Source organism: Marinobacter sp. B-21 (assembly GCF_056857895.1).
The window spans coordinates 50,278-68,408 of sequence record NZ_JBSXNZ010000054.1; the positions used below are offsets into that span (position 1 = coordinate 50,278).

Sequence of the window (18,131 nt, forward strand, 5' to 3'; positions counted from 1 at the left end):
CATGACCCAAAGCAGCCTGCAGACACAGTGCCCGAATTGCCAGACCCGTTTCCGGGTAACCGACGAACAGCTTGGCATTGCCAAGGGCAAGGTGCGCTGCGGGAACTGCATGAGCGTATTCAACGCCATCGAGCACCAGGTCATTCCCGCCACCGGCCAGAGAGCCGGGACCTCAACCGCCCCTGAAAAGCCGTCACCCAAGTCACCACCATCGGACTCCGCCGGCGTCAGCGAGGAAGAGTTCGTCTTCGCCGACAACCCTGAAGAAGACGCGGCAGAAGGCCGTTATGCCGGCACCAAACTGACCTTTTCCGACGACGAACTCAGCGACAGCTTCCGGAGCTTCGACGAACGCGAAGCGACGGACTACAAGGATGCCGACACCGACACCTCGAACGAAGATGTGGATGAAAGCTGGGCAGAAGCCATCCTGAAAGACGACGAACCAGCGCGCCGGGAACAGACACCTGCCCCCCGCTCCGAACCGAAGCCTGAGCCGGTGCCCAAACCGGAACCAGAGCCCGAACTGAGCCTTGAAGAAGAACCGGTATTCGAACAGGCCCAGCCACCCTCACCGGCCCGCCCCGAACCCGCCAGCGCCAGTGATCCCTTCGACGACTTTGTTGGCGAGTCCGGCTTTGATTTTGATGAGCCAGATCGCCCGGGGGACTCGTTCCATGCCGAGCCACCCTTCAGGGACCTCCGACGAGATCCCGTCGGCGTTGACCCGGGCAGGGGTGGCGGCATCCGGACCCTGGTCTGGAGTCTGATTGTTCTGGGACTGGTGGGGGTTCTGGTCGCCCAGGTGACCTGGTTCCAGTTTGATCGCCTGTCGGCCATCCCGGAGCTGCGACCGTTTTACGAGAAGGGCTGCGAACTGGCAGGCTGCGAGCTCAAACCGCTGATTAACGTCGATGCCATCCAGAGCCGGAAGCTGGTGGTAAGGACCGACCCGGATAACCGCTCCCAGCTTGTTGTTGATGCCGTAATTATCAATCGCGCCGACTTTGAACAGCCGTTTCCGGTCATTGCCCTGACTTTCTCCAACCTGAACGGCGATGTGGTTGCCCAAAGCGTGTTCACACCTGGAGAATACCTGGCCGGGGAAGGCAAAGAACTGGACGCCATGCCGACTGACACGCCCGTTCGAATCGCCATCAGCATCCGGGATCCTGGCCGCGATGCCGTGAACTATAACATTCTGTTCCGCCCCGACTCACCCTGACGCAGCAGGCAGGTATTTACTCGGCAGGCATTGCCGGCGGCCATCGCGCAGAACAAAAGTCAACCAGAAAGAGCGAAAAATAATCAGTTTTTTCGCCATCAAGCCCCTTCAATCAAAGTGCCCCCGGCGGTATCATTAGCGCCCTTCGGATGCTGGATCGGTCATTAATTGAACAACCGCTCAGGTCCGGCCTTGCTAAACCCGCTGTGACACGGACTCAGATCATGCTGCCAATGGCAAAAATCGGGCCGTACACCTTGCCCAATCCATTGATTGTTGCGCCCATGGCTGGCGTAACAGACCGCCCGTTCCGGCTGCTGTGCCGGAGACTCGGTGCCGGCCTGGCAGTGTCGGAAATGGTTATAGCGGACAGCAAGCTCTGGCATACGCGCAAGTCCATGACACGCCTGAACCACGAAGGCGAACCGGAGCCACGCTCGGTGCAGATTGCCGGCGGTGATCCACAAATGCTGGCCGACGCCGCGCAACAGAACGCCCGGTTCGGAGCCCAGATCATCGACATCAACATGGGTTGCCCAGCCAAGAAAGTCTGTAACAAGGCGGCGGGCTCGGCACTGATGAAAGATGAAGTGCTGGTCCGCGATATTCTCGAGGCGGTGGTCAACGCAGTCGATGTTCCTGTGACTCTGAAAATGCGTACCGGCTGGGACCGGGACAATCGCAATGCTCTGGTTGTTGCCCGGATGGCCGAGGGCGCTGGCATACAGGCCGTGGCCATCCATGGCCGGACCCGTGCGGATAAATACGAGGGAAACGCGGAGTACGACACCATCGCCGAGGTAAAATCCCGCATTGGCATTCCGGTGTTTGCCAACGGTGACATAACCTCACCGGAAAAAGCGCGGGATGTGCTCCGACACACCGGCGCCGATGGCTTGCTGATCGGCCGTGCGGCCCAGGGCAGCCCCTGGATCTTCCGGGAGATTCAGCATTTCCTGGAAACCGGTCGCCATATGCCCGCCCCGGCACTGGACGAAGTGGAGGAGATCCTGAGCGAACATCTGCAGGCCCTGCACAGCTTCTATGGCGAGACCATGGGTGTGCGCATTGCCAGAAAACATGTGGGCTGGTATCTGCAGTCCCACGATCCGGGTAAACAGTTCCGTAAAGGCTTCAACGCCATCAATGATGCGCTGGAGCAGAGAGACACGATTCAACGGTATTTTGCAGGCTTACGAAATGGAGAGGTATTCGCAGCATGAGCGCTGAGACTTTGGCAAACGACAACCTGAGCACCCCGGCCAACGATGACACCCATCAGTTGCAGACGGTGAACAACAGCGGCAACAGTGTCACCCTGCGTGACAGCGTTGAGGTTGCCCTGAAAAACTACTTCGCCCAGCTGGATGGCGCTCCGGTCACCGAGGTCTATCAACTGGTCCTTTCCGAGGTGGAAGCCCCGCTGCTGGAACAGGTGATGAAGTACACCCGCAACAACCAGACCAAGGCTTCCACCATGCTTGGGCTGAACCGAGGGACCCTGCGCAAGAAGCTGAAGCAGTACGGTCTGCTATAATCCAGACATTCTTAAGGAGCCTCCCGGACACCATTCGCGAGGCCCTTATTCGTTCATCTCCAGCGAAGAAAGTGACCCATGGCACATCAGGCTAACACCTCCGTCCGTCGCGCGCTGATCAGCGTGAGTGATAAAACCGGCATCGTCGATTTCGGACGTGCCCTGACCGAACGCGGCGTCGAGCTGCTCTCCACCGGTGGCACCTACCGGCTTCTGAAAGAAAACAGTATCCCGGTAACGGAAGTCTCCGATTACACCGGTTTCCCGGAGATGATGGATGGCCGGGTAAAAACCCTGCACCCGAAGATCCACGGCGGCATCCTTGGCCGGCGGGGCACCGACGATGTCGTTATGTCCGAGCATGGCATCAGCCCCATCGATATGGTCGTGGTGAATCTTTACCCCTTTGAGGAAACCGTGGCGAATCCGGATTGCGATCTGCCAACGGCCATAGAGAATATTGATATCGGCGGCCCGACCATGGTTCGCGCTGCCGCCAAAAACCATAACGACGTCGCCATTGTGGTGAATGCGTCCGATTACAGCCGGGTTCTGAAAGAGCTGGATGCCAACGATGGCCAACTGAGCTACAGCACCCGTTTCGATCTGGCGGTCAAGGCGTTCGAACATACCGCCGGTTACGATGGCGCCATCGCCAACTACCTGGGCGGCCGCACGCCGGACAACGACAACGCCGATTTCCCGCGCACCTTCAACGCCCAGTTCGTGAAGGTCCAGGACATGCGTTACGGTGAAAACCCGCACCAGCGCGCGGCTTTCTATGCCGAGCGCAACCCGAAGGAAGCCTGCGTGGCCACGGCCAGGCAGTTGCAGGGCAAAGAACTGAGCTACAACAACGTGGCCGATACCGATGCCGCCCTGGAATGTGTGAAACCCTTCGCGGACCCGGCCTGTGTGATCGTCAAGCACGCTAACCCCTGCGGCGTTGCGATCGGCGCCGACATTCACCAGGCCTACGATCTGGCCTTCGCCACCGACCCCACTTCGGCCTTCGGCGGCATCATTGCCTTCAACCGGGAGCTGGACGCGGAGACCGCGAAAGCCATCATCGACCGCCAGTTTGTGGAGGTGATCATCGCCCCCACCATCGCCCCCGAGGCCGTGGAGCTGGTGTCTGCCAAGAAGAACGTGCGTCTGCTGGCCTGTGGCGAGTTTGACGGCGACCGCGCGCCCGCCATGGACTTCAAACGCGTGACCGGCGGCCTGCTGGTGCAGGACCGGGATCTGGGCATGGTGGCTATGGAAGACGTCAAGGTGGTCACCGAACGCCAACCGTCCGAGCAGGAGCTCAATGACCTGCTGTTTGCCTGGGAAGTGGCGAAATACGTCAAGTCCAACGCCATTGTCTACGCCAAAGCCGGGCGCACCATCGGTGTCGGCGCCGGCCAGATGAGCCGCGTTTACAGTGCCAAAATTGCCGGCATCAAGGCGGCCGATGAAGGCCTGGAAGTGAAAGGCTCCGTGATGGCCTCAGATGCCTTCTTCCCGTTCCGGGACGGCATTGACGCCGCCGCCGCCGCAGGCGTTACCGCTGTTATCCAGCCGGGCGGTTCCATGCGCGATCAGGAAGTGATCGACGCGGCAAACGAGCACGGCATCGCCATGGTCTTCACCGGTATGCGCCATTTCAGGCATTAATACGTGAACATGGGGTCAGAACCACAATTCTGACCCCGAACCGACTCGTGAACATAGGAAAGTGGGGTCAGAAGAAAGCCTTCTTCTGACCCCGGGTTAACCGGCTTCAAGGTAGAAAACTCATGAATATTCTTGTAATCGGCAACGGCGGACGTGAACACGCCCTGGCCTGGAAAGCCGCCCAGTCCCCAAAAGCGGATCGCGTGTTTGTGGCACCCGGTAACGCCGGCACCGCCCGGGAAGCCGGCCTGGAAAACGTCGACATCGACGTGATGGATTTGGACGGCCTGGCCAACTTCGCGGCGACCAACAATGTAGGGCTCACCATTGTCGGCCCAGAAGCTCCCCTGGTAGCGGGTATCGTGGATAAATTCGAACAGCGGGGCCTCAGGGTCTTCGGCCCGAGCGCAGGTGCTGCCCAATTGGAAGGCTCGAAAGCCTTCACCAAGGATTTTCTGGCGCGCCACGACATCCCGACCGCGGGCTACGGCAATTTCACCGACGTCGACGAAGCCCTGGCCTATGTGCGCCAGCAGGGTGCCCCGATTGTGGTCAAGGCTGATGGCCTGGCCGCCGGTAAAGGCGTGATTGTTGCCATGACCCTGAAAGAAGCCGAAGACGCGATCCGGGACATGCTTGCGGGCAATGCCTTTGGTGATGCCGGCAGCCGTGTGGTGATTGAGGAATTCCTCGAAGGCGAGGAAGCCAGCTTTATCGTGATGGTGGACGGCGAACATGTGCTGGCTATGGCCACCTCCCAGGATCACAAGCGCGTCGGCGATGGCGACACCGGTCCCAATACCGGGGGTATGGGCGCCTATTCACCGGCGCCGGTGGTGACCACCGATGTTCACCAGCGCATCATGGACGAAGTGATCTATCCGACCGTGCGCGGCATGGCGGCCGAAGGTCATCGCTACAAGGGCTTCCTCTATGCCGGCCTGATGATCGATACCAGCGGTGCCCCGAAAGTCATCGAGTTCAACTGCCGCTTTGGCGACCCGGAGACCCAGCCGATCATGCTGCGGATGAAGTCCGACCTGGCTGAACTGTGCAATGCCGCCATCGATGGCAGGCTCGATCAGTGTTCCTCCGAGTGGGATGAGCGCGCCTCGGTCGGTATCGTTCTGGCGGCCGGCGGCTACCCGGGCAGCTACCACAAGGGTGATGTCATCTCCGGCCTGCCCGACACCGACACCGACGGTGAAAAGGTCTTCCACGCCGGAACCCGGCTCAATGGAGATCGGGTGGTCACCAACGGGGGGCGGGTACTCTGTGCCACGGCTCTGGGCAATACCGTCACCGAAGCACAGAAGCGTGCGTATGAGCTGGCCTCCCGGATCCGGTGGGATGGCGTGTTTTATCGCAAGGACATCGGCCACCGCGCCATCGGCCGCGAGACCCACTGAGCCTGGCCGACCGATCCGATCCTATTCTCAATCCCCGGCCGACCGGGGATTTCTTCGCCTGACCTGACACCTGCCTGCGTCATAAGCACTGACTATTGACTTTATAGTTACGGAACCGTAAAGTTTCGCCCGAACGTAATGGTAATGATTGTCACTTACATTTCGAAAAACAAATGGTAATGGAGATTAACCACATGTTTAAACCTTCCCGCTTATCACTGGCCGTGGCTGTCAGCCTTGCCCCGGGCGCCAGTTGGGCAGTCGGCGATGATCAGCCCCAGATGCTTGAACCCATGGAAATCATTGGCGATGCGTCCGCAGCCCAGACCTTGCCAGGGTCAGGCTACGTCGTTGGTGAGGAGCAGTTGAAAACCGAGGTTGAGACCGACATCAACCAGGTACTGAAAACCGTCCCGGGCGTCTATGTGCGGGAAGAAGAAGGCCTGGGCCTGCGCCCCAATATCGGCATCCGCGGCGCCACGGCCGAGCGCAGCAGTAATATTACCCTGATGGAAGATGGCATTCTGATCGCACCGGCGCCCTACTCCAATCCGGCCGCCTATTATTTTCCGACACTGAAGCGCATGTCCTCGCTGGAAGTACTCAAGGGTGCCCCGCTGCTGCGCTATGGCCCGCAAACCACCGGTGGTGTCATCAACCTGATTTCCACACCCATTCCCGATCAGCGGCAGGGCTATGTTGAGACAGTCACCAACGACCGCGGCTCCACCGACGTTCATGTAACCTATGGTGACACGGCCGGCGACTGGGGCTACCTGCTTGAGACCGTCCAGCGCTCCGCGAAAGGCTTCAAGGAGATTGACCGCAGTAACCGCGATACCGGCTTTGATATCGAAGACTATGTCGGCAAGCTGCGCTGGCAGGGAGAGCGCCAGAGCGTGACCGCCAAGCTGCAATACTCCGAAGAAACCTCCAACTCCAGTTACCTCGGCCTGACCGATGCGGACTTCAGCCAGGATCCGAACCGGCGTTACGGGTTGTCCAGCATCGATCAGATGAACAATACCCACTCCGGTATCAGCCTGACCCATCAGTTCGACTGGAGTAATACCGTAAGCAGCACGGCCACCCTCTATCGCAACGACTTCAAGCGGAACTGGTTCAAGCTCAGCGGCGGCGGAAGCATCATCGACTCGGCAAACGGCGGCGACGCCAATGCCCAGGGTATTCTGGACGGCACAGTTGACGCCAGCGGCCTGGATTACAAAAACAACGCCAGGGACTACCTGTCCGAGGGCGTGCAGGTAAACTTTGATGTCGACATGGGCAGCCACCAGTTTGATTTCGGCGCCCGCTACCACGAAGATGAAATGGATCGTTTCCAGCCGGTCGATGTTTATGACCAGGTCAACGGCTCTCTGGTGTTCCAGAACACTGTCGCCCCCACGGGCAGCAATAATCGCTTTGAGACCGGCGAAGCCCTGAGCTTCTGGGCGCTCGACACCTGGCAGGCGACGGACAAGCTCAGCGTTAACCTCGCCCTGCGCTACGAGGATGTGAAAACCGGTCGCACCCAATACGCGGATCCCGGCCGCACAACCGTCGACAGCACCCGCGCCAATGACAGTGCTGAACTCCTGCCCGGCGCTTCCTTTACCTATGACCTGTCCCAAAGCTGGCAGGTTCTGGGTGGCGTGCACCGGGGTTTCTCCCCTCTCGGGGGTGGTGCCACGGCAAACGAAGAGCCGGAAACCAGCAAGAACTGGGAGGCCGGCCTCCGGTACTTTGGCAATGCGTTCTTCGCGGAAATGATCGGCTTCTACAGCGACTTCTCCAACAAGGCCGAAAACTGTTCCGTGGGCTCGCCGTGCAGCAATGGCGCAACCTCTGGCAGTTTTGTAACCGGCGAGGCTGAAATTTCCGGTGTTGAGTTCCAGCTCCAGACCGGCACCCGGGCGGGCGAGTTCTACCTTCCGGTCAGCCTTACCTACACCTTTACCCAGGCGGAAATCAGCAAGGACAATGCCGCTTCGGGCCTGAAAAAAGGCGAGCAGCTCAAGGACGTACCTGAAAACCAGATGAGCTTCCGGACAGGCATGGAACACCCGAGTGGCTGGGACAACTACCTTGTGGCCACCTACGTCGATGAGATGTGTGTCAGCGCGGGATGCAACAACACCGCCACGAAACTGGACGAGACCGAGTCCCTGTTCCTGGTCGATTTCATCAGCCGCTACGCACTGACCGCCAGTGCCGATGTCTTCCTGAAAGTGGACAACCTGTTCGATGAACAGCAAATTGTCTCACGTTTGCCCGATGGCGCCATGGCGAACCTGCCGCGCACCGCTTCACTGGGGTTAAGCGTTAATTTCTGACGAATGACCGGGTTGGCCTGGTTTCCGGGCGAACCCGCTGTGAATGGCCCACTGATGAGACCCGGCCCGTTGGCCGGGTCTTTTTTTAGTGCGGGCAGGGGAAGCAATTCCCATTTCCCGGCCCTAGAGTAAGGTAGACTGCGGACACAAAGTTCCGACCACATCGCCCAAAGGAGTCCCTTCGATGCGCCGCCCGTCACCGGTATACCTGCTGATCATACTGGCCGCTTCCCTGCTGTTCAGTGCCTGCTCTCGTCAGGACATCTACCAGACCGCGATTGATTTTGAACGATCATCGGCGGGTCTGGAGGCGGCGAGCGTGGCAGTGGGCAACCTTGACATCGCCTATCTCAGGAACCAGGAAGTGAGCGCAGGCGACACCATCGTCATGATCCATGGCTTCGGGGCCAACAAGGACAACTGGACCCGTCTGGCCGGCCACCTGACCGACGACTTCAATGTCTATGCGATCGATCTGCCGGGGCATGGTGACAGCAGCAAGCCCCTCGACATCGGCTACCGCCTGGAAGATCAGGCCGGTTATGTCGCACGCATCCTCGACGCGCTGTCGGTTGATAAGGCACACGTCATGGGTAACTCCATGGGCGGGGCGATTACCGCGCTTTACGCCGCCAATCATCCGGACAAGGTGCAATCAGCGGTACTGTTCAGTCCCGCCGGCATCCTGGAATACGAGAGCGAACTGGTGGATCTGGTTAAGGCCGGTGACAACCCCCTGATTCCGAAACAGCCCGGTGACTTTGAACGCCTGATGGACTTCGCACTGGAGAAAAAACCGTTTGTGCCCTGGCCCATTATGGGCGTGCTGGAGGAGCGCGCCATCGCCAACCGGGAGGTCAACGAGGTCATCTTTGCCGCCATTCGCGATGCCGGTTCCGGGGCAGATTTCCGCAATGCCATCACCCGGATCACGGCGCCGGTACTGGTCGTCTGGGGCAAGGAAGACCGGGTCATCAACTACCGTAACGGTGAGATCTTTGTGGCGGCGATACCCGATGCCTGGCTGGAGGTGATGGAGGGAATCGGCCACGCGCCGATGCTGGAAGCCCCCGAGGAGTCCGCACAACTGTTCCGGCAATTTATCGGGCCGCCGGCGGAGTAAACCGGATTTCCGCAAAAGTCATGGAATTCCGCCCTCAGCGACTACAAGGGCATGGGAAAACAGGGTAGCCTAGCAAGCATTGCACCCTTGATCTCTGAACTGACCACTCATGCCTGAAGCAATCTGGATAACTTTTGCCTTTGGTCTTGGCCTTCTGGTCAAGCTTGTGGGGCTCCCCCCTCTCGTCGGTTACCTGGCCGCGGGTTTTGTTCTGAGCGGCATTGCCGAAACAACCGGCGTCGTGATCGAAGAGACCGACGTCCTTGAGCGAATTGCGCACCTGGGTGTATTGCTTCTGCTGTTCACGGTGGGGCTCAAGCTGAAACTCCGGTCCGTGGTCAGCCCGGAGGTGATTGGTGGAAGCCTGCTGCATTTCGGGATCACCTGCGCCATCTTTACGCCGGGCCTCTATCTGCTGATGGAACTGTCCTGGAAGACCGCCTTTCTGCTGGCCATCGCGCTCTCGTTCTCATCTACCGTACTGGCCGCCAAGGTCCTGGAATCCAAGCGGGAGCTGCGAGCCTTTCACGGCCGAGTGGCCATTGGCATCCTGATCATGCAGGATCTTATCGCCCTGGTCGTGATGAGCGTGGCCGCCGGGCAGAGGCCCTCGCAATGGGCACTGATTATCTTTGGCCTGCCCCTGCTACGCCCTGTGCTGTTCCGCCTGCTGGATGCCAGCGGCCACGACGAACTGCTGGTCCTGCTCGGGCTCTTGCTGGCACTTGTCATTGGCGGGCTGGGCTTCGAATCCGTTGGCCTGAGCTCGGAGCTGGGGGCACTGGTGTTCGGTGCCATGCTGGCGAATCATCCGCGATCCCAGGAACTCTCCAAGTCGCTCTGGAGTGTAAAAGAGGTTTTTCTGGTGGGGTTCTTCCTTCAGATTGGCATTGGCGGCCTGCCCGATGGGGAGGCCCTCCTGTTCGCGGTCATCGCTGGCCTGGTGCTGCCGCTCAAAGGTACCCTGTTCTTTTTCCTGCTGCTGGCGTTCCGGTTGCGGGCCCGAAGCGGCTTCCTTAGCTCACTGGCCCTGACCAACTACAGCGAGTTCGGGCTGATTGTAGCGAGCGTTGCGCTGCCCCAATGGCTGGTTCCGCTGGCGATTTCGGTATCGCTCTCGTTTGTCTTTTCCGCGCCTCTCAACCGCTTCTCCCACACGCTTTACGAGCGTTTCGCCCATGGCCTCAGCCGCTATGAGGGCAGCAAACACCATCCGGATGAACAGCCCCTGTCGCTGGGCGATACGCGGGTCCTGATCATGGGAATGGGGAGAACGGGCACCGCTGCCTACGATTGGCTGAGGGAGAAGCAGCCGAAACTGATGGGCCTGGATTCCGATCCGGCAAAGGCCGCCCAGCACCAGAAGGAAGGGCGTAACGTGGTCTTCGCGGACGCCGAGGATGCCTCCTTCTGGAACGGTCTGCACATGCCCGCCATTGAATCGGTGATCCTGGCCATGGGCGACATCGAGGGCAAACTGATTGCTGCGCGCACGCTCAGAACGATGGGTTTCAAGGGCTTTATCGTGGCTCACACCATGTACCAAGATGAAGCAAGACAGATTCAGGAAGCCGGCGCCGACGAGGCCTACCTGACCATGAGCGAGACCGGTGTCGCCCTGGCCAGCCACCTGATGGACAGGACACCCGCGAAACCCTCCCTGATTGTCGGCAAATCCGTGTAGCCTCAACACCCAGGGCGGCCACGTGGCGACTCATCGTCAAGCGCGCAGGTGCGAAACCCGGTATAGACGTCGTTGCGCACCGGCAGGTAAGCCTGGCGATAGGTGCCGCGAATCAGGCAGGAGGAGGTGGCGCAACCGCCCCCGCGGGTCACCTTGTGATCACCGAACTGCAGGGTCGACATGAACGGGTACATATCCACCCTGAAGCCGTCGTAGGGGAAGAACTGGCTGCTGGTCCACTGCCAGACCGTGCCCGTCATCTGGCGGCAGCCAAAGGGGCTGTCGCCGGCCGGGAAATCAAACACCGGATTCTGTGCCATGGCACGGCCATTCAAATCAGCGCGTTGCTCATCCGGCGCCGTGTTGCCCCAGGGAAAACGCCGGAACGGCTTGCCCGGGCGATTACCAAGGGCGGCCACCTCCCATTCAAACTCCGTGGGCAAACGACGCCCCGCCCACCGGCACCAGGCTTCAGCCTCCCAGAACGTCACATGGGTAACCGGTGCATCCGGGTTCAGGGGCTGCCAGCGATCAAACACCCGCTCCTGCCACTGGCCATCGTGCCAGCGCCAGTACAGCGGGTGGCGGGGAACACGAAGCAGGGGTTCGTCACTGCCATGAACCAGGGCAACATCGGATTCGGTCTGCAGCCATTTCCGCCCGCCGAACGACCAGAGTTCGGGCCGCCGGTAGCCGCCATCCTCAACAAACTCCAGGAACCGGCGATTACTGACCAGACACTTTGAAATGGCAAACGGGTCCAGTTTTACAGTAAACCGGGGTTTCTCATTATCGAAGGCAAAATCCTCCCGGGCGTAGCGCTCCGAATCACCGGGCATGCCGATTAACCATTCCCCCGCAGGAATCAAGGCATCGCCATCATGCTGAACACCCGGCGCTGGCCGGTACAGATCCGTTCCCGGAGGTGCCGGATAGCCAACCGTCTGCCGGCACCAGATCAGTGACTCAACATGCATGTTCTGGTGATAGACCGCGTAGCGGTAAAGGTACAGCGCCTGGTCGGTCAGGGGCTGCGCCTTTATTCGCTCAGCCACCTGATCGTAAACAGTGTTGAAGTATTCAAGGGTTTTCTCGCGCCCGGGAAACAGGTCCCGGTTCCAGCGGTCGCGGTGCTCAACATGGAAGGAATCCCAGAGATCGTCCATGGACGGGTCAAAACTGGGCGTGCCATCGAGCAGGTTGAACACGAACACCTCGTAGAAAAAAGCGGCATGGCCCATTTCCCACAGCGGCGGATTCACCCCCGGATGCCAGGGCACATCCAGCAGCTTCTCGGGCAGAGAGCACACCAGGCTTTCCGTACGTTTCCGTGTCCACTCAAGCTGATCCAGCAGTTCCGCTCTGGCCTGATCCGTTCGGTCAATCGTCGTCATGTTTCGCCTCACTCATCTCAACCTCATCAAGTACCTGCATATCAGTATCCCAGCCAGTCAACAACACCTCCGTTAACAAGCCCCTGACACTCACTGTGGCACCCACATCCTTTACTCGCACTCTCCCCCGGTTTACAGACTGTGTCGGCAGACTTTACAGAAAACGTACTGTGACAAAATCCCCCGTTTCTAACCCGCTGAAACGACTGCAAGTGTTTAAACTGGCATACAACCTGAATGTCTGCCAGCAGGAGTTTCGCCTGTTTCCCCAAGCCGTATGCGGTCACAGGGCAGTGACCGGATCGAGCAGTTCCGGTATTACCAGCATTTACTGAACGTTGTGCAGTTCGTTTTCCCGGCAAGTTCTCAGGAGAATCGCCATGCAGGAAAAGCGACCGCTCGTTTGGTTGTCGGCGGTGTACCCGGTTTTCACAGCCAGCGAGCCAGTGTTCAGGGACTGGCAGCTGATTCATGTCTCCCTATCAGGCCGGTCGCTCACGGAAATGACACCTGACTCAGGCGCCAGAGTCGGCGTGTTTGATCTTGGTTCACTGACAGGGGATCAACTGGCTCGCCTGCCCGAATGGCTGGACGCCATCCCCGTCCAGCACTGGGTCGCCACGCTGGAGTCTCACCAGATTCAGAACCCCGATATCTGTGCGCTGATAAATCGCTATTGCAAGGACTACCACACACTGCCACTTCAGCCAGACCGGCTCAATGCCATCCTCGGCCACCTGTGGGGCATGTCGGAACTGCAGGAGAAGGCCTCACGGACGAAATCCGGTAGCTATCAAGAATTTGCCCTTGAGGGTGAGTCCCCGGCGATCCAGCAGGTCAGGGTGTTGTTGCAGAAATTCGCCCGCACCGAAGAACCGGTGCTTATCTATGGTGAGAACGGAACCGGTAAGGAAGCGGCTGCCAGCTTTATTCATGACCACTCGTTACGGAGGAACAAGCCGCTGGTCGCCGTGAACTGCGCCGCTTTACCCCGCTCCCTCACCCAGAACGAACTCTTCGGTCATGAAAAAGGCGCGTTTACCCATGCCATGAGTGCCCAGAAAGGCAGATTTGAAGCGGCCAATGGCGGCACCCTGCTACTTATTGGCGTGGATGAGCTCTACCCGGAACAGCAATCGGCGATTTTGCGTTTCCTCCAGGAGGGCCTGATAGAGCGCCTGGGTTCCAGTCATTCCATCAGCGTCGACACACGGCTCATCGCCAGCAGCACGAGACCGCTCGAACAGCTGGTGAAGACCGGGGCTTTCCGGAGTGATGTGTTTTACCGGCTTGGAAGTCTGCATGTGCTTTTGCCGCCGCTGCGGGAGCGGAAGGAAGATATTCCCATGCTAGCCAACCGGATACTCTCGGCCACACCCTCGGCCGAGGGTCCTCGGCACCTCAGTGACGCCGCCATTATCTGCCTTGCCGAACACCCCTGGCCGGGCAATCTCAGGGAACTGCAAAACCGGTTGCGTCAGGCCCTGTTGCTGGGTGACGGCCCCCGAATCGAAGCGGAGGATATGGGCTTTGCCGTTCCTCCCTCAGAAAACCAACACCGGAGCCAGGAACTGTCCCTCGACGCTTTCCGATCCCGGGCGGATCGCCAGGCGATCTCGATAAGTCTCGCACTTGCACACAACAACGTGTCGGCAGCCGCAAGGCTGCTGAACATTTCAAGGGTTTCGTTATACCGGCTGATGGACAAACACCAGTTCCCCCACGGTGCCCACACCCGGCCACCGAAGAATAACTGAAGGAGATTCCCCATGCATAAAAAAACACGCTGGATCATCCCGGTACTCACCCTGGCTGCTCCCATGCTTGCCGCGGCCGCACAGGTCGACAGGGATAGCACACCGGTATCCACTGGCACGGCTGGCCACACAGAGCCGAACGACAACTCGGCTACCGATATTGCATCAATAACTGCTGACCGGGGCATTGTCACCCGCCCGGGCCGCTTCACGATCGAGCCCTCCTTCTCCCATGCGTACAGCAACTCAACGGCGGTTGCGGTGGAAGGTTACACGGTGATACCTGCCCTGCTCATCGGGCTGATCAATATTTCGGAAATCCAGCGCGATATTTTCGTCGGCGCGATGTCACTCAAGTACGGCTTCACCAGTAAGCTTGAAGCGGCGGTTCGTGTACCCTACCTCAGTATCAGTGAGGACTTGAGAGAACGTGAGATTTTCAAGGGCACACCGGTGGATACTCTGCGCGAGTCCTCAGGCGAAGGCCTCGGTGATGTTGAACTCTCGGTTCGTTACCAGCTAACCGATGGCTTGGGCGGCTGGCCATACATTATTGGCGCAATGCGGGTGAAAGCGCCAACCGGAGAGGGCCCTTATGACGTCGAGCGACGGGTAATCGAGGGCGATGATGGCACTCCCATCGGCGTCGAGCTCGGTGATCGCCCCACGGGCACCGGTTTCTGGGCGTTCGAACCAGGTCTCTCATTCATCTACCCGTCGGACCCAGCCGTGCTATTCGGAAACCTGAGTTATGTCTGGACTCTCAAAGAGGAGCAGGGCTTCGAAAACGGGGGCACGGTCGACCCCGGCGACATTGTGCGTTTCGGCTTCGGAATGGGGTTTGCCTTTAACGACCGCACGTCCTTTAGCCTGGGCTATGACCACTCGATCATCCGGAAAACAACGTTCGAGAGGAATAACGATCTGTTTGCCGCCAACTTTGATCGTATACAGATCGGGTCACTATCGTTCGGCTTATCCCAGCGCCTGACGCGCGCCACAAGTCTGAGCCTGACGGTGAGTATAGGAGTTACGGAAAATGCGCCCAACAGCGAAATTACCCTGAAGCTTCCCATCAGTCTCTAGCAACCTGTCGGACTTAAGGCTGCTAGGCGGACAAGCTGGATAGCCGGTCAGCGGCCAAGCAACTGGACCAACTGATCACTGAGCCGTGCCGGGAACTGATTTCCGGCACCGACATTGTTCAGCTCGATGTTCAGTTGATGCATATTCTGTATCACAGTGCTATCAAGGCTGTTCTGAACGACGGTCATCCAGCCGTTGGGCCCCGCCATATTACTGGATACCCGAGCGCCGCCACTCCGGTTCGCGCTGATAACCTCGACTACTGTTTCCATTTGACTGTCCACCAAACCGCCGTTTACGGTCTGATTAAGATTGGGAATGGTCAAACGATTGATCACCAGGGTGTCACCGTTTATTCCGACGATCTGCTCCAGACCAATACTGATTTCCAGGCTGTCCATCAGGAAGCCACCCCGGTATTCAGACAGTTCCAGATCGCTCAGGGACTCAACACCAAGTGTCAGCTCTGCATGAACAGACGGCGTTAACGTGGTAAAGGAACTAACCAACAAAGCTAGAACTGGCATCCGGACCATCATGATCGTCACCATTCCCTTGAGGAGGGCCAGTAGGGCAGTGTGTGCCCGAGAGAAGGACCTTCCAGACCTGTCTGTGTCGGCGCCCTCGCCACTTGAGGCCAATGTCCGTCGCCGAGAAAGCCCTCTCGCCCTTCTTTGAGATGGCTGCGGATAACAAAGGCGGTGCCGTTCCAGTATTCGCTGAATTGTGCGTAGGAATACACCTTCAGCCCCCGGGCCGGATCCCCCACCAGGACTTCATCGTCACTGATCCCCTTGATCAGAACAAAATGCCGGAAGCCATCAATGTTCAACAACACAATCGTGGGTAAGCGCACCTTCTCCCTGAGGCCGGTCAACGGCATACGGAAACCATCGGCCTTGTACCCTCTGGACTCCAGATAGTGCTTCATATCGAGCATGGAGAAACCTTCCCGGCGCACCTTCTTTTCATCCGCCAACGCAAGCATTTCGATAAAGACATCGTGTTCTGTGACCTGGTCTTCGTAGTGAAAGGACAACAACGAAGCAACAGCTGCGGAGCCGCAACTGAAGTCGTATTGCTGGCGCATGACGCTGTCAAACCGGCGGTTCTCGAAACTGTTTACCTTTAGCCAGAAATCACCACCAATACCCGGCACCGTGACCGAGCCGGCGAAGGCAGTGGACCATAGCAGCCCGGCACTCGCGCAGATCGCAACAAGAACCTTTCTGGCCATGGCCCACCTCCGTCAGCGGTTAATCAGTATGTTGATTTGGGTACTGTCCTGAATGACCACCTGGTTACCGGTGTTCTGGATAACCGTGGCAACCCCGCTCATGTTACCGAACGCGTTGTCGGAAATACTGTTATTACCAGTGACAACATTACCCGACAGCAGGTTATCGGACACATTCGCATTTTGCTGGTTATCGTTAATCTGCCACTGCATCGGGACTCCCTGGCGACCGCTTGAATCCGCCAACTGATCTGCCGACAATGGCGTGGCCTCCATCCACTCCTCGGCCGATACAAATCCCGTTGCCCCGAACATTAACGCCAGCAAGGCAGCCTTCAGTTTCCATCTGATGACACGACCCATGGCAGTTCTCCCGGAATAACCGGGCCGCACCCGCTACAGGCAGGTGCGACCTGGATTCCTTATTGGGTGCCGCCACCGCTACCGGTGGACAGGTTGGACATTACACTGACATTAGCCTGTGTAACGCTGCCATTACCTGCGTTCTGGGCAAATGCCCCGACGCCGTTGAAGTTCGCTGAGCCACCGGAGATTTCGTTGCTGTTGCGAACTATGGTGTAGGAGCCGTCAGCGTTGGCACTACCGTATGTGGTTGCAGTACCCGATACGGTGCCGTTCAGATCGGCGCTATTCAGGAACACATCCAGATCCAGGGCCAGGGAGTTATCGGAACTATCATTGCCACTGTCAGACACAGTGGTGTTTCCGCTGTCCGCAACGTTGGTGGAATTGTCGGAGCTGTCATTTCCACTATCGGCAACGTTGGTGGAGTTGTCGGAGTTGTCGGAGTTGTCCGAATTATCCGAGTTGTCCGAATTGTCGGAATTATCCGAGTTATCGTTGCCACTGTCAGCGATCTTGAACGAATCGTTCACGCTGGTGCTGTTGTCGGAGTTATCTGAATTATCCGAATTGTCGCTGTTGTCGGAATTATCAGAGTTGTCCGAATTGTCAGAGTTATCCGACATGTCATTGCCGCTGTCAGCGATCTTGAACGAGTCGGCCACGTCGGTGCTGTTATCCGAATTGTCCGAGTTATCGGAGTTATCGGAGTTATCGGAGGCATCCGAATTATCGGTATTGCCACTGTCAGCGATCTTGAACGAGTCGGCCACGTCGGTGCTGTTATCCGAATTGTCCGAGTTATCGGAGTTATCAGAGTTATCGGAGGCATCCGAATTATCGGTATTGCCGCTGTCAGCGATCTTGAACGAGTCGGCCACGTCGGTGCTGTTGTCCGAGCTGTCCGAGTTATCCGAGTTATCCGAGTTATCCGAATTGTCGGTATTGGTGGAGTTGTTGTTACCTGAGTCGGTATTGCCGGATTGGTCATTATTGGCCGTGGAGGTATTATCCGCATTGGTGTTCGGATCTCCGTCACCCCCCTGGTCCGCATAGGCAAAACCGGAAACACCCAGACTCATTGCGATGGCAGCTGCTAGCAAACTTTTTTTGGTATTCATAATATCGCTTCCTTTTCGATTATTGGCTTTTAAGGGATCCGACCCAACCCGCTAGCCTTCAGGTAAGCCAAGGTCCAGACCCGCCAGAGAAATGGAGCGATTCTCGTGCCAGAATTAAAAAAAAATACCTAAGCCAATATTTCTAAAGGCTTTTTATTTTTATTGCGTGAACGGGAAGCTTTCGCGGGGATGGAGAACTG

At 58.2% G+C, this 18,131-nt stretch carries 15 protein-coding genes; 10 read left to right on the plus strand and 5 right to left on the minus strand.

The genetic code is table 11. From position 1 onward, the window contains the following. Position 1: 1 nt before the first annotated feature. The 8 genes from AC13C0_RS05010 (at position 2) to AC13C0_RS05045 (ending at position 10,973) form a co-directional block, all read left to right on the plus strand. Positions 2-1,225: a DUF3426 domain-containing protein gene (locus AC13C0_RS05010; protein ID WP_117618550.1), complete on the plus strand. Its 1,224-nt coding sequence runs from the start codon at positions 2-4 to the stop codon at positions 1,223-1,225. A 224-nt stretch (positions 1,226-1,449) separates the two neighbouring features. Then, the gene (dusB, locus tag AC13C0_RS05015; protein WP_117618551.1) at positions 1,450-2,448 is read left to right on the plus strand and encodes a tRNA dihydrouridine synthase DusB; all 999 of its coding nucleotides are present in this window, start codon (positions 1,450-1,452) and stop codon (positions 2,446-2,448) included. Continuing rightward, on the plus strand, positions 2,445-2,762 hold the full coding sequence (gene fis, locus AC13C0_RS05020; RefSeq protein ID WP_117618552.1) for a DNA-binding transcriptional regulator Fis: 318 nt from the start codon (positions 2,445-2,447) through the stop codon (positions 2,760-2,762). Before dusB ends, fis begins: the two co-directional genes overlap by 4 nt. Before the next feature lie 78 nt (positions 2,763-2,840). Further along, entirely contained in the window at positions 2,841-4,421 is a 1,581-nt protein-coding gene (gene purH, locus AC13C0_RS05025; RefSeq protein WP_117618553.1) for a bifunctional phosphoribosylaminoimidazolecarboxamide formyltransferase/IMP cyclohydrolase, read from the plus strand. Between the two features lie 122 nt (positions 4,422-4,543). Next, entirely contained in the window at positions 4,544-5,830 is a 1,287-nt protein-coding gene (purD, locus tag AC13C0_RS05030; RefSeq protein WP_117618554.1) for a phosphoribosylamine--glycine ligase, read from the plus strand. 194 nt (positions 5,831-6,024) lie between these two features. Continuing rightward, positions 6,025-8,166, plus strand: a complete 2,142-nt coding sequence (locus AC13C0_RS05035; protein WP_117618555.1) for a TonB-dependent receptor family protein — start codon at positions 6,025-6,027, stop codon at positions 8,164-8,166. Between the two features lie 184 nt (positions 8,167-8,350). Next, positions 8,351-9,289, plus strand: coding sequence for an alpha/beta fold hydrolase (locus tag AC13C0_RS05040; RefSeq protein ID WP_117618556.1), 939 nt, complete (start codon positions 8,351-8,353; stop codon positions 9,287-9,289). Positions 9,290-9,398: 109 nt separating this feature from the next. After that, positions 9,399-10,973: a cation:proton antiporter domain-containing protein gene (locus tag AC13C0_RS05045; protein ID WP_482954030.1), complete on the plus strand. Its 1,575-nt coding sequence runs from the start codon at positions 9,399-9,401 to the stop codon at positions 10,971-10,973. 2 nt (positions 10,974-10,975) lie between these two features. On the opposite strand, the gene senA is transcribed toward AC13C0_RS05045, so the two are convergent. Continuing rightward, the gene (senA, locus tag AC13C0_RS05050; protein WP_341580744.1) at positions 10,976-12,367 is read right to left on the minus strand and encodes a selenoneine synthase SenA; all 1,392 of its coding nucleotides are present in this window, start codon (positions 12,365-12,367) and stop codon (positions 10,976-10,978) included. A gap of 380 nt (positions 12,368-12,747) precedes the next feature. Here senA and AC13C0_RS05055 point away from each other — a divergent pair, with 380 nt between their 5' ends. Together AC13C0_RS05055 and AC13C0_RS05060 are read left to right on the plus strand one after the other, a co-directional pair. Then, positions 12,748-14,124 carry a sigma-54 dependent transcriptional regulator gene (locus AC13C0_RS05055; RefSeq protein WP_117618559.1) on the plus strand — a complete coding sequence of 459 codons (1,377 nt, stop codon included), beginning with the start codon at positions 12,748-12,750 and terminating at the stop codon, positions 14,122-14,124. Between the two features lie 12 nt (positions 14,125-14,136). Next, positions 14,137-15,210 carry a transporter family protein gene (locus AC13C0_RS05060; RefSeq protein WP_117618560.1) on the plus strand — a complete coding sequence of 358 codons (1,074 nt, stop codon included), beginning with the start codon at positions 14,137-14,139 and terminating at the stop codon, positions 15,208-15,210. A gap of 47 nt (positions 15,211-15,257) precedes the next feature. Here AC13C0_RS05060 and AC13C0_RS05065 read toward each other — a convergent pair whose 3' ends face one another. Genes AC13C0_RS05065 through AC13C0_RS05080 form a run of 4 tightly spaced genes read right to left on the minus strand, consistent with a single transcriptional unit; the run spans position 15,258 to position 17,931 of the window. Next, the gene (locus AC13C0_RS05065; protein WP_227539252.1) at positions 15,258-15,737 is read right to left on the minus strand and encodes a hypothetical protein; all 480 of its coding nucleotides are present in this window, start codon (positions 15,735-15,737) and stop codon (positions 15,258-15,260) included. 17 nt (positions 15,738-15,754) lie between these two features. Then, on the minus strand, positions 15,755-16,447 hold the full coding sequence (locus AC13C0_RS05070) for a C39 family peptidase (RefSeq protein WP_117618561.1): 693 nt from the start codon (positions 16,445-16,447) through the stop codon (positions 15,755-15,757). Between the two features lie 12 nt (positions 16,448-16,459). Beyond that, positions 16,460-16,810 (minus strand): hypothetical protein, encoded by a 351-nt coding sequence (locus AC13C0_RS05075; RefSeq protein ID WP_117618562.1) that lies wholly within the window; start codon positions 16,808-16,810, stop codon positions 16,460-16,462. 59 nt (positions 16,811-16,869) lie between these two features. Next, positions 16,870-17,931: a hypothetical protein gene (locus AC13C0_RS05080; protein WP_482954031.1), complete on the minus strand. Its 1,062-nt coding sequence runs from the start codon at positions 17,929-17,931 to the stop codon at positions 16,870-16,872. Between the last annotated feature and the right edge of the window lie 200 nt (positions 17,932-18,131).

Excerpts from the sequence above, each read along its gene's own strand:
- AC13C0_RS05040 (WP_117618556.1), top strand. The coding sequence starts at position 8,351 with ATGCGCCGCCCGTCACCGGTATACCTGCTGATCATACTGGCCGCTTCC.
- purH (WP_117618553.1), top strand. The coding sequence starts at position 2,841 with ATGGCACATCAGGCTAACACCTCCGTCCGTCGCGCGCTGATCAGCGTG.
- AC13C0_RS05060 (WP_117618560.1), top strand. The coding sequence starts at position 14,137 with ATGCATAAAAAAACACGCTGGATCATCCCGGTACTCACCCTGGCTGCT.
- senA (WP_341580744.1), bottom strand. The coding sequence starts at position 12,367 with ATGACGACGATTGACCGAACGGATCAGGCCAGAGCGGAACTGCTGGAT.
- fis (WP_117618552.1), top strand. The coding sequence starts at position 2,445 with ATGAGCGCTGAGACTTTGGCAAACGACAACCTGAGCACCCCGGCCAAC.
- AC13C0_RS05045 (WP_482954030.1), top strand. The coding sequence starts at position 9,399 with ATGCCTGAAGCAATCTGGATAACTTTTGCCTTTGGTCTTGGCCTTCTG.
- AC13C0_RS05055 (WP_117618559.1), top strand. The coding sequence starts at position 12,748 with ATGCAGGAAAAGCGACCGCTCGTTTGGTTGTCGGCGGTGTACCCGGTT.
- AC13C0_RS05035 (WP_117618555.1), top strand. The coding sequence starts at position 6,025 with ATGTTTAAACCTTCCCGCTTATCACTGGCCGTGGCTGTCAGCCTTGCC.
- AC13C0_RS05080 (WP_482954031.1), bottom strand. The coding sequence starts at position 17,931 with ATGAATACCAAAAAAAGTTTGCTAGCAGCTGCCATCGCAATGAGTCTG.
- dusB (WP_117618551.1), top strand. The coding sequence starts at position 1,450 with ATGCTGCCAATGGCAAAAATCGGGCCGTACACCTTGCCCAATCCATTG.
- AC13C0_RS05065 (WP_227539252.1), bottom strand. The coding sequence starts at position 15,737 with ATGCCAGTTCTAGCTTTGTTGGTTAGTTCCTTTACCACGTTAACGCCG.
- AC13C0_RS05075 (WP_117618562.1), bottom strand. The coding sequence starts at position 16,810 with ATGGGTCGTGTCATCAGATGGAAACTGAAGGCTGCCTTGCTGGCGTTA.
- AC13C0_RS05070 (WP_117618561.1), bottom strand. The coding sequence starts at position 16,447 with ATGGCCAGAAAGGTTCTTGTTGCGATCTGCGCGAGTGCCGGGCTGCTA.
- AC13C0_RS05010 (WP_117618550.1), top strand. The coding sequence starts at position 2 with ATGACCCAAAGCAGCCTGCAGACACAGTGCCCGAATTGCCAGACCCGT.
- purD (WP_117618554.1), top strand. The coding sequence starts at position 4,544 with ATGAATATTCTTGTAATCGGCAACGGCGGACGTGAACACGCCCTGGCC.